The sequence below is a fragment of the Rhizobium mongolense USDA 1844 genome (assembly GCF_000419765.1).
Lineage (GTDB): Bacteria > Pseudomonadota > Alphaproteobacteria > Rhizobiales > Rhizobiaceae > Rhizobium > Rhizobium mongolense.
Genome location: NZ_ATTQ01000006.1, coordinates 385,462 through 395,328, shown reverse-complemented (window position 1 = coordinate 395,328; position 9,867 = coordinate 385,462). Strand labels below are relative to the sequence as shown.

12 protein-coding genes, 1 pseudogene and 1 riboswitch are annotated in these 9,867 nt (G+C 61.0%); of the genes and pseudogenes, 3 read left to right on the top strand and 10 right to left on the bottom strand.

Annotated features, from left to right (window positions below):
- Nucleotides 1-401 (bottom strand): transposase (locus A3C3_RS45245; protein WP_342418170.1); only part of this gene is annotated, 401 nt, incomplete at its 3' end.
- 328 nt (nucleotides 402-729) lie between these two features.
- Between A3C3_RS45245 and A3C3_RS48580 the strand changes: the two are divergent.
- Nucleotides 730-879 (top strand): annotated as a pseudogene (locus A3C3_RS48580) (transposase); the annotation flags it as partial.
- 68 nt (nucleotides 880-947) lie between these two features.
- Here A3C3_RS48580 and A3C3_RS0114395 read toward each other — a convergent pair.
- The 7 genes from A3C3_RS0114395 to crcB all read right to left on the bottom strand — a co-directional run bounded on the left by A3C3_RS0114395 (nucleotide 948) and on the right by crcB (nucleotide 6,459).
- Nucleotides 948-1,340: a DoxX family protein gene (locus tag A3C3_RS0114395; RefSeq protein ID WP_022715310.1), complete on the bottom strand. Its 393-nt coding sequence runs from the start codon at nucleotides 1,338-1,340 to the stop codon at nucleotides 948-950.
- Between the two features lie 124 nt (nucleotides 1,341-1,464).
- A complete protein-coding gene (locus A3C3_RS0114390) occupies nucleotides 1,465-2,997 on the bottom strand; it encodes an acyl-CoA carboxylase subunit beta (protein ID WP_022715309.1) in 1,533 nt (510 codons plus the stop codon).
- 36 nt (nucleotides 2,998-3,033) lie between these two features.
- Entirely contained in the window at nucleotides 3,034-3,492 is a 459-nt protein-coding gene (locus tag A3C3_RS0114385; RefSeq protein WP_022715308.1) for a hypothetical protein, read from the bottom strand.
- 68 nt (nucleotides 3,493-3,560) lie between these two features.
- Complete coding sequence (locus tag A3C3_RS0114380; RefSeq protein ID WP_022715307.1) at nucleotides 3,561-4,346, bottom strand: ATP12 family chaperone protein; 786 nt, start codon at nucleotides 4,344-4,346, stop codon at nucleotides 3,561-3,563.
- 9 nt (nucleotides 4,347-4,355) lie between these two features.
- Nucleotides 4,356-5,006: an HAD-IA family hydrolase gene (locus A3C3_RS0114375; RefSeq protein WP_022715306.1), complete on the bottom strand. Its 651-nt coding sequence runs from the start codon at nucleotides 5,004-5,006 to the stop codon at nucleotides 4,356-4,358.
- Nucleotides 5,003-5,995 carry an RluA family pseudouridine synthase gene (locus A3C3_RS0114370; protein WP_022715305.1) on the bottom strand — a complete coding sequence of 331 codons (993 nt, stop codon included), beginning with the start codon at nucleotides 5,993-5,995 and terminating at the stop codon, nucleotides 5,003-5,005. Before A3C3_RS0114370 ends, A3C3_RS0114375 begins: the two co-directional genes overlap by 4 nt.
- Before the next feature lie 86 nt (nucleotides 5,996-6,081).
- Complete coding sequence (crcB, locus tag A3C3_RS0114365) at nucleotides 6,082-6,459, bottom strand: fluoride efflux transporter CrcB (protein WP_022715304.1); 378 nt, start codon at nucleotides 6,457-6,459, stop codon at nucleotides 6,082-6,084.
- A 121-nt stretch (nucleotides 6,460-6,580) separates the two neighbouring features.
- On the opposite strand from crcB, the gene A3C3_RS0114360 reads away from it, so the two are divergent.
- Nucleotides 6,581-6,841 carry a hypothetical protein gene (locus A3C3_RS0114360; RefSeq protein ID WP_022715303.1) on the top strand — a complete coding sequence of 87 codons (261 nt, stop codon included), beginning with the start codon at nucleotides 6,581-6,583 and terminating at the stop codon, nucleotides 6,839-6,841.
- A 57-nt stretch (nucleotides 6,842-6,898) separates the two neighbouring features.
- Here the strand turns inward: A3C3_RS0114360 and A3C3_RS0114355 are convergent, their stop codons facing one another.
- Nucleotides 6,899-7,864 (bottom strand): copper chaperone PCu(A)C domain-containing protein, encoded by a 966-nt coding sequence (locus tag A3C3_RS0114355; RefSeq protein WP_022715302.1) that lies wholly within the window; start codon nucleotides 7,862-7,864, stop codon nucleotides 6,899-6,901.
- A gap of 78 nt (nucleotides 7,865-7,942) precedes the next feature.
- On the bottom strand, nucleotides 7,943-8,326 hold the full coding sequence (locus A3C3_RS0114350) for a hypothetical protein (RefSeq protein ID WP_022715301.1): 384 nt from the start codon (nucleotides 8,324-8,326) through the stop codon (nucleotides 7,943-7,945).
- A 159-nt stretch (nucleotides 8,327-8,485) separates the two neighbouring features.
- Nucleotides 8,486-8,578, top strand: a riboswitch (glycine riboswitch).
- Nucleotides 8,579-8,730: 152 nt separating this feature from the next.
- On the opposite strand from A3C3_RS0114350, the gene gcvT reads away from it, so the two are divergent.
- On the top strand, nucleotides 8,731-9,867 hold the full coding sequence (gene gcvT / locus A3C3_RS0114345; RefSeq protein WP_028739654.1) for a glycine cleavage system aminomethyltransferase GcvT: 1,137 nt from the start codon (nucleotides 8,731-8,733) through the stop codon (nucleotides 9,865-9,867).

The window sequence follows — 9,867 nt, the reverse complement described above, 5'->3', positions numbered from 1 at the left end:
TAGGTCAACACGGTTTCAAAGCCGTACCAGCCTTGTTCGAGGATCGCCCGGTTCAGGCCCGCCTTCTGGCAGACGTGGGTTGCGGGCGCGTCCACGGTTTTCCTGGCGCTGCGCGTCATGTTGCGCGTGGCGAGGTCTTCCAGCCCGACCGTTGCGAAGCGACGGGCGATATCAAGACTGGCCTTGTGCCGCCAATCCTGCCCGATGCGGGCAGCGCGGGCCTGCAAGGCTGCAACGCGGCGGCGGGCCTTCGCGTGGCGGCTCGACCCGCGCTTGCGCCGCGCCAGAACGCGCTGTGCCCTGCGCTTCCTGCGCTCGATCTCTGCAAGGCCGGCAGGCATCCACCAATGCTCCCCGGTCGATAGCGTCAGCGTGTTCGCCACGCCCCGGTCGATCCCCACGGCGGGCAAATCGTTCGCCGCGACGGCATGGTCGATTTCGCAGGCGAAGGATGTGCCAGCCGTTCGCCGCCAGGCTCACCGTCACATTCAGGGTCTTGCCACGCAGGAGCCGCGTGGCGCGGAACTTCACCCAGCCGATCTTGGGAAGGCGCGCGGCGGACCACTTGCCGTTCAGGCGCTTGACCTCGATCTCCCGCCCCTGAAAGCGGAAGGCGTCGTTCACGCCCTTCTTGCGGGGCGAGGGATATCCTGCGCGCCCCGCCAAGACGTTGGCATAGGCCTTGTCCAGATCGCGCAGGGCCTGCTGCTGGGGCGTCACAGGCACGGCCCGGAAATCACCGGGCGCTACCACAGGGGCGTTTTGTGGTCGCCGTCCTACTTTGCGGCAAGCTGTGGCGGCGCACCGCTCTCGGTGATCGCCGAATATGTCAAATCCCAGCGGGAAGCGAACCAAGGCCTCGCGTTCCTCCCGGCCTGAACGCCGGGGTATCCCGCGGGGGTTCACGATGACGATGAATGCCGCGGGACGAACCCGCGGCATTCTTCTCAGGCGTTGCGCTTGTCGACCGAAAAGGCGCCTGCACCGGCGAAAACCAGGTACAAGAAGACGAAGCAGTAGAGGATCGCCGATTCGCCCTGATTGACGGCCGGGTAGAAACCCATCGGCACATGCTCCATGAAATAGGCAACAGCCATCTGGCCGCTCAGGATGAAAGCGACCGGACGTGTCAGGAAACCGACGAGAATCGCCAGCCCGCCGACGAATTCCAGAAGCGCCGCCACGAGCATGAGCGGCGGAAGCGGGCCGCCCTCTCCTTGCGGGATCGGGAATTCAAACAACTTCATCGTGCCGTGCTCGATGAACAGAAGCGCAGTGATAATCCTGAGAGCGGCCAGCGCGTAGGGTTGATAGGCGCTGAGACGTTCGAAACCGGACATTTGGACTCTCCCTTGAGATAAGACAGTCGAGCGTTAATTTCCTAAACGACAGGAATGAAAACACGGATCGGTGACGTGTGTTCACTTCCTGTTGATTTCGCTTAATTTTCACGAACCTCACATCTCAGAGCGGAATATTGTCGTGCTTCTTCCAGGGGTTCGAGAGATCCTTGTTGCGCAGCATCTTCAGACCGCGCGCCAGGCGGCGGCGCGTCGAATGCGGCATGATCACCTCATCGATATAGCCGCGCTCGGCCGCGACAAAGGGCGAGAGGAAGCGGTCCTCGTACATCTTTGTGTGTGCCGCTATCTTTTCCGGATCGGTGATGTCCTTGCGGAAGATGATCTCGACTGCGCCCTTCGCACCCATCACTGCGATCTGCGCCGTCGGCCAGGCATAGTTGAGATCGCCGCGCAGATGCTTGGAGGCCATTACGTCGTAAGCCCCGCCGAACGCCTTGCGGGTGATGACTGTCAGCTTCGGAACGGTCGCCTCGGCATAGGCAAAAAGCAGCTTCGCCCCATGCTTGATGAGACCGCCATATTCCTGCGCCGTGCCCGGCAGAAAGCCCGGAACATCGACGAAGGTGACGATGGGAATACTGAAGCAATCGCAAAAGCGCACGAAACGCGCGGCCTTGCGTGATGCATCGCTATCGAGCACGCCGGCAAGCACCATCGGCTGGTTCGCCACAAAGCCGACCGTCGAGCCCTCGACGCGCCCGAAACCGCAGACGATGTTCTTGGCGAAGCTTGCCTGAATCTCAAAAAAATCGCCATCGTCCGCAACCTTATGGATCAGCTCCTTGATGTCATAGGGCTTATTGGCATTGGCCGGGATGAGCGTGTCCAGCGATTGATCCCCATCCGTCACCGACTGGTAACATTCGATCTCCGGCACCGGCGAGGTATTGGAAAGCGGCAGAAAATCGATGAGGCGGCGAACCTGCAGCAATGTGTCGACATCGTTGTCGTAAGCGCCGTCAGCGATTGAGGAACGCGTCGTGTGAACAGAGGCGCCGCCGAGTTCCTCGGAGGTCACGGTCTCGTTGGTGACGGTCTTGACGACATCCGGACCGGTCACGAACATGTAAGAGGTGTCGCGCACCATGAAGATGAAATCGGTCATCGCAGGCGAATAGACGTCGCCGCCGGCACATGGGCCCATGATCACGGAAATCTGCGGAATGACGCCGGAGGCGAGTACATTGCGCTGGAAGACTTCGGCATAGCCGCCGAGCGCAGCAACGCCTTCCTGGATGCGCGCGCCGCCCGCATCATAGATGCCGACGATCGGCGCCCGATTTTTCAGCGCCATGTCCTGTACCTTCATGATCTTCTCGGCATGCGCCTCGGAAAGCGAGCCGCCGAACACCGTGAAATCTTTGGCAAAGACGAAGACGGTCCGGCCGTTGACGGTTCCCCAGCCCGTGACGACGCCGTCGCCGGCAATCCGGCTCTTGTCCATGCCGAAATCCGTCGAGCGATGCTCGACGAACATGTCAAACTCCTCGAAAGAGTCTTCGTCGAGGAAGAGGTCGATCCGTTCGCGTGCCGTCAGCTTGCCGCGCTTGTGCTGCGCTTCGATGCGCGCCTGGCCGCCGCCTTGCCGGGCAATCTCCCGCCGCCGCTCCAGCTCGTCGAGAACTTCCTTCATGAAATCTCCCCTCGCCGCGCGATCGCGGCATGATCCTCAGCCGCGGCCGGTATTGAGCTTGAAGGCCGAGCGGATTCGCGCGGCGATATCCTCCGCTAGAATCTGATCCGCCATGGCCCGATCGTTGGCAGTGCTGGTCACCTCGAACGAGCTGACGGCGATGACCGAACCCTCGTCGACGGACGCCGCATCGATATTGATCTTGGCGATATTCCTGTTTTTGTCGAAGCCTGTGACTTTCTGGAGGGAAGCGATGCGAATCGTCAGCACGACGCGCGGATAGACTTCGGTCCGAACCGTTGCATTGATGGCGGCATTGATGCGGTCGCCGATGCCTGAAAGCAGCTCGGGCGGCGTATTGGGACCGCCGAGAACCACGGCACTGCGGACATCGTAGATAGGAGCGGCGGGCTCATCGGAGGTCAGGCCCATGCAGGACGTCAGCATGGCGCAGACCAGCCCCAGCTGACAAAAAAGCGACCTAAACCGATTCATGCTGAATTCCGCACCTCTCCCGCTCGGAGTCGCAGATTTCGTCATAATGGCGGTCAAAGCAATATGTTTCAGGCCTTTAGCGCCAAAAAAACCTCCGCCGCTGCCTTCAACTCCTCAAAGCGCTTGGCGCGGCGCAGTTCGCCCTCCTCGTCGCTGCCCCAATGCTCGATCGTCCAATCCTCATCGAGATGGGCAAGCGACCAGACCTCGTCCATGGTCAGATGGTGCTCGGCGAACGCCAGCGCCAGAAGGGCCGACCCGGTGAGCGTCGTTATCGTGTGAAGAGAGGCAAGTTCCAGCGCACTGTCGTGTCTGCGCAAAGTGACGTCGATGGCTGCGACGGCTTCGTGCGGCTGCTCGTGATGCATCACGCCTTCGATCAAGATGAAGCGCGCGCCAAGATCATTCGCCGCCCAATCGAGAACCGGATCCCACTGCTCGGTCTGGCGCTGCACCAGGAGTTCCGGTCCTTCGGCGCGATAGCAGAGAAGATCGCTCGCGGAAAACCGCAGGATGTCTTCGAAGACGGCTTGCGTGTCCATCGCGACGCCGTCGAGCGCGGTATTGACGAGGCGTGTCGCGGGCATGGTCGCCGGGTCAATGATTTCCGCCTGTGCATCCCACTCGGCGGCGACGAGGTCGGCCAGAGCCTTTACCGGCACCGCCAGAACCTGTTTGGCGGGCGTGCGCACGACCCTGCCGTCAAGCTCGATCGCGAAGCCGTCGTCCCGCTCGGCAACCGTGACGTTCTTGTAGAAGCGTTTCGGCAGCGGCCTTTTCATCTGGATCTGCGCGCGGCGGATCGGATCGGGATGGCTCAGTCCTTCGGAAAGGTCGTTTAGCAGGTCGCGCATGGCGTCACCTCAAAAATGGTCAAGCACGTCATTCGGATGGTAAGCGACAGTATCGGCGCCGGCGGCAATCAGGTCGCCAATGCTGGCATAACCCCAAGATACACCAATTGCCTTTGCGCCTGCAGCCTTTGCCATCTGCATATCGTAGATAGCGTCGCCGATGACAATCGCATCAGCGGCCTTCATGCCGGCCTCGTCGCAGCATTCGGTTACCATGGCCGGATGCGGCTTGGACGGACAATCGTCGGCCGTCCGCGAGACGATGAAATGCGGCATGAAACCGTGTGTTTCGAGGACATTGACAAGCCCGCGGCGCGACTTTCCGGTGAGGGCGCCGATCAGGATGTCTTCTCGTGCGGCGAGCCTGTCTATCATCGGCTTTATCCCGGCGAAAAGCGGCACATCCATGCCGGGCTCCTGCCTGACGTCCATGTAGATCGACTTGTAGTGAGCCGTCATGGCGATCGCCTCGTCATCGACATGCAGCTTGCCCAGCATGCGGGCAATCGCGATGTCGAGGGTCAGACCGATGATCGATTTGATGCTGGAAAGATCCGGACGTGGATGACCGAATTGAACGAAGGTTCTGGCCATCACCTCATGGATCAGGGCGGCACTGTCGACCAACGTGCCGTCGCAATCGAAGAGAATGAGCTTCATTCGTCAATCCTCTCCGCACCGGCAAGATCAAGGCCGAGAAGGTTCCATGTCTGCACCATATGCGGCGGCAGCGGCGCCGTGATGCGTAGGCGTCCGCCCGCAGGATGCGGGATATCGATATGACGGGCATGCAGGTGCAGCCGCTTCTGGATGCCGCCGGGAAAATCCCAGTTCGGGTCGTCGATGAAGTATTTTGGATCGCCGATGATCGGATGGCCGATATGCAGCGCATGAACACGAAGCTGATGCGTACGGCCGGTGTATGGCTCCATCTCGAGCCAGGCCAGGTTTTGCGCCGCCGTTTCGATCACGCGGTAATAGGATACGGCATGATCCGCACCCTCCTCGCCGTGTTTGGCAATGCGCATGCGGTCGCCGTCGGCAGTCGCTTCCTTGACGAGCCACGTGGAGATCTTGTCCTCATGCTTGCGTGGCACGCCCTTCACCAACGACCAGTAGGTCTTCTTGGTGTCGCGTTCGCGAAAGGCAGCCGTCAGCTTCTGAGCGGCACCACGTGTGCGGGCAATGACGAGCACGCCCGATGTGTCGCGGTCAAGCCGGTGCACGAGCCGCGGCTTCTCGCCCTTCGGGCTCGTCCAGGCCTCCAGCATCTGGTCGATATGCCGGGTCAGGCCGGAACCGCCCTGCACGGCAAGTCCGGCGGGCTTGTTGAGAACGATTACCTTGTCGTCCTCATGCAGCACCATGCGCTGAAGAAGTTCGTAATCGCTGGAATGCTTCAGATCCTTCCCGGCGATCGGACCGCTCTTGACCTTCGCATCGACATCGAGCGGCGGCACGCGAACCACCTGGCCCGGTTGCACGCGCGCGTCGGTCTTTACGCGTCCACCGTCAACGCGGACCTGGCCCGAACGCAGGAGCTTCTGAAGCTGGCCGAAGCCGAGGCCAGGGAAATGGATCTTGAACCACCGGTCGAGCCGCATTCCCGCCTCGTCGGCATCCACCTTGATATGTTCGATTCCGGCCATTCTTGTTCTTTCGGAAAATCTTGGTCGCGCCACGCGCGGCTGTTGCGGTGGCTTTAGAGCATTTTTCCTTGCGCGGAAACTGCCTTTCAGATCAAAGCACGCACAAGCGCGAGACCAGCCATGACAGAGGCAATCGAAAGCCCGACGCTTGCGGCGACGTAAAGTCCGCCAGCCACTGCCTCGCCCCGCTCGAAAAGCGAGATCGCATCCAGAGAAAAGGCGGAAAAGGTCGTAAAGCCGCCGAGGAAGCCGGTGATGAGCAGCAGGCGCATCTCAACGGAGGCGTTGAACCGGCGCGCGATCATTTCGGCAAAAACGCCAATGGCGAAACAGCCAACCACGTTGACGATCAGCGTGCCCCAAGGAAAGCCGGGCCCCAGGAGCCGCAGCGACCATTGGCCGACATAATATCTCAAAAGCGAGCCGATAGCGCCGCCGACGCCGACAAGAAGAGCCTGGATCATCGTTCTGGTCTACCTGACGAATTGACCGATTCCAATCGGATGAGAAGAAATCCTGCCGTTCAATAAAATGCGATTGATTTCCTTAGCCGCACACGAACCGGCGATGTGTATCAAACGTCCTATGACACAGGTCGTCACCATATCCGCGAGCACGGCCGCCGCCGCTTTCGAAACGCTGAGGATTGCTCCCCGCGTGCCGACAAGCATAGCGGCAAAGGACGCGCGCCGGATCGCAGACCGTCAGCTCCGACATGACCAGGAACTGAGCGAAACGGCAAGCATCATTCAGTCCACCGAAGTGGCGCTCGACCTGATGGCCAAAGGCAACAAGCAGCCGCAGGCTGGATTGCAGCAGGCATTGAAATCCTACGAGGATTTTTGAGTTTCCTACGTTTGGAAAGCAACAGGCCCGCGGCGACTGCCGCAGGCCTGTTGCTGGTTATTTACCCTGGGCCGAGAGAACCTTCAACGCCACGTCGATGTTGCCCGCCTTCTCGAAGGTGAGCGTCACCGGTACGCTCTCACCTTGCTTGAAAGGCGCCTTCACCTTCTGGAACATCAGATGCAGGCCGCCAGGCGCTAGCTTCACCGTCCCGCCTGCCGGAATGGCAATCCCATCCTTCAGTTCACGCATCTTCATGACATTGTCTTGCATGGCCATTTCGTGCATCTGAACTTCGCCCGCAGTCGGCGAGGAAACGACGACGAGCTTGTCGTCGGTCTTGCCGCTATTCTTGACAGTAAAGAAGCCACCGCCGACCGGCTGGCCGGGCAGCATTGCCTTGGCAAAGGCGCCGGAGATTTCGAGGTCGCCGAGTATGGCACTGCCGCCTGCTGCAGCATTCATGTCCATCCCCGCCATGTCGCCATGGTCATGGCCATTGCCGCCACCGGCAACGACCTTCAGCAACGGCGCCGGGCTCTTGAGCTTATGGGGATCGCCGCCATCGATTGCGACCTCGTCCCATGCCTCGGCCGCATCGCCGCAAAGCTGCTTCACCGGAAAGGCTAGTGACGTTCCGGCATCCACGCCCGAGACCTTGCCCTGGATCACGAAGGTATCGTAAAAATCGTCCGAGAGGTTGCCGCCCTTCCAGCGGATTTCGACTGCGCCGGATTTCACCTTGGTGCCGTGATTGTCGTAACTCTTCTGATAGTCGCCCTTGATCACTTCAAGTTCCCAGCCGGCCTTCGGCTGCGGCTTGGCGAATACAAAGCCTTCCGGCAGCTTCACCTGCACTTCGTTGGTGGGCCTGCCGTCACAGCCATGCGGCACCTGCAGCGTTAAGAGGAACGTCTTTTCCTGTGGGGCTTCAGGATCAAGAAAGGTGACATGCGCCTGCGCTGCCGTGAATGTGGTTGCGGAAACCAGAGCCGCAATGCTGAGGGTCTTGATTGTCTTCATCGGGTATCTCCTCGCCGGCTGCTGCTCGCAATGGCTGGCGCACCGGCATTGTCGTGTCATTTCGGTGGTGGCTGGAGATCAGGCCAGAACCGGCGGCGCCCTGGACTTCGGCCGTTCGACGGCGTGCACCCGGATGGGGGAGTCGGCAACAACCGGCGGGTTATGCAGCGTCGCGAATTCGAGATGCAGCCAGGAGCCGTTATCCGGCACCGGCAGGATGACGAAAGCCGTAAGCCGGCAGACTTCGCAATTCTGCTTCAGAGGGACCGTCTTGCCGCTGCTGTCGGTAGCGGTCACGCAAAGCGAGGCGTAGGTGCCGTCCGGCAGGACGTATGCGGCGCTATTATAGTCCGCATTTGCCGCAGCCGCCTGCGGTGCCTGATGCGCAAGGCCAAGCATAAACAAGCTCAGCGCGCAGAGAATGCGCGTCAGCATGCCAGCGTTTCGGCCCGTTTTCATCATCTGGATCCTCTTTAGCGGATTTCGCGATTAAGCACTTTATCCGAAAAAAGCAAAAGCCCATTTGACGCAGATCACACTTTGCCGAAAGACGGCGCGACAAAAATTTGTTCGGCGGCGACATTCCCCCTTGCCAAGAGCCTGCTCCGCCGGATAATTGCCGCAACCCTGTTGGGAGAATCCGGTCTACAGACGGCCGGTGCCGAAGGAGCAACCGCCCCGGAAACTCTCAGGCCAAAGGACCAGCAAGGGGCAGACGGAACTCTGGAGAGAAGCGTTCTCGAAACGCTCGCCGAAGGGATAACAATCTCAGGCACAGGGACAGAGGGGGCTCGAAAGCAAGGCGTAGCCGCGCCTTCAGATTGAGCCCGCGCATGGAATTCCACGCGCAAACCCCGGAGGCGTCGTTGGACGATACTGCTGCCCTCAAGAAAACTCCGCTACACGCGCTGCATCTTTCGCTCGGTGCCCGCATGGTGCCCTTCGCGGGCTACGAAATGCCCGTTCAGTATCCGGCCGGCGTGCTGAAGGAACACCTGCAGACGCGCGCCGGCGCCGGCCTCTTCGACGTCTCCCACATGGGTCAGGTCGTCGTGAGGGCGAAGTCCGGCAGATATGAAGATGCCGCCCTCGCATTCGAAAGCCTCGTGCCGGTCGACATTCTCGGCCTCGCCGAAGGCCGCCAGCGCTACGGCTTCTTCACCGACGAAAACGGCGGCATCCTCGACGACTTGATGATCACCCATCTCGACGACCATCTCTTCGTCGTCGTCAACGCCGCCTGCAAGGAGGCCGATGTCGCGCACATGCAAAAGCATATCGGCGACCGCTGCGACATAACCCTTCTCGACCGCGCGTTGGTCGCGCTGCAAGGTCCGCGCGCCGTCGACGTGCTCGCCGAACTCTGGGCGGATGTCGCGGCAATGAAGTTCATGGACGTGCGCCACTGCCGCTTGCACGACATCTCCTGTCTCGTCTCCCGCTCCGGCTACAGCGGCGAGGACGGCTTCGAGATCTCCGTACCCGCTAACAAGGCGGAGGATGTCGCCAGGCGGTTGCTCGAACATCCCGATGCGCAGCCGATCGGCCTCGGCGCCCGCGATTCGCTGCGTCTGGAGGCCGGCCTCTGCCTTTACGGCAACGACATCGACACCACCACAACGCCGGTCGAGGCCGCGCTCGAATGGGCCATGCAGAAGGCTCGCAGGACAGGCGGCGCGCGCACGGGGGATTTTCCGGGCGCAGCACGCATTCTCGGTGAACTCGACAATGGTGCCGCACGCCGCCGCGTCGGCCTGAAGCCGGAAGGCAAGGCGCCGGTGCGCGGCCATTCCAAGCTCTATGCGGATGCTGAAGGCAAGACCGAGATCGGCGAAGTCACTTCGGGCGGCTTCGGCCCCAGTGTCGAAGGCCCAATTGCCATGGGCTATGTGCCGGTCTCGCATGCCTCCGTTGGAACCCAAATTTACGCTGAGGTGCGCGGCAAGTATCTCCCCGCCACGGTCGCCGCCCTGCCCTTCATCACGCCGACCTACAAACGCTAA

Excerpts from the sequence above, each read along its gene's own strand:
- A3C3_RS0114395 (WP_022715310.1), bottom strand. The coding sequence starts at position 1,340 with ATGTCCGGTTTCGAACGTCTCAGCGCCTATCAACCCTACGCGCTGGCC.
- A3C3_RS0114390 (WP_022715309.1), bottom strand. The coding sequence starts at position 2,997 with ATGAAGGAAGTTCTCGACGAGCTGGAGCGGCGGCGGGAGATTGCCCGG.
- A3C3_RS0114385 (WP_022715308.1), bottom strand. The coding sequence starts at position 3,492 with ATGAATCGGTTTAGGTCGCTTTTTTGTCAGCTGGGGCTGGTCTGCGCC.
- A3C3_RS0114380 (WP_022715307.1), bottom strand. The coding sequence starts at position 4,346 with ATGCGCGACCTGCTAAACGACCTTTCCGAAGGACTGAGCCATCCCGAT.
- A3C3_RS0114375 (WP_022715306.1), bottom strand. The coding sequence starts at position 5,006 with ATGAAGCTCATTCTCTTCGATTGCGACGGCACGTTGGTCGACAGTGCC.
- A3C3_RS0114370 (WP_022715305.1), bottom strand. The coding sequence starts at position 5,995 with ATGGCCGGAATCGAACATATCAAGGTGGATGCCGACGAGGCGGGAATG.
- crcB (WP_022715304.1), bottom strand. The coding sequence starts at position 6,459 with ATGATCCAGGCTCTTCTTGTCGGCGTCGGCGGCGCTATCGGCTCGCTT.
- A3C3_RS0114360 (WP_022715303.1), top strand. The coding sequence starts at position 6,581 with ATGACACAGGTCGTCACCATATCCGCGAGCACGGCCGCCGCCGCTTTC.
- A3C3_RS0114355 (WP_022715302.1), bottom strand. The coding sequence starts at position 7,864 with ATGAAGACAATCAAGACCCTCAGCATTGCGGCTCTGGTTTCCGCAACC.
- A3C3_RS0114350 (WP_022715301.1), bottom strand. The coding sequence starts at position 8,326 with ATGATGAAAACGGGCCGAAACGCTGGCATGCTGACGCGCATTCTCTGC.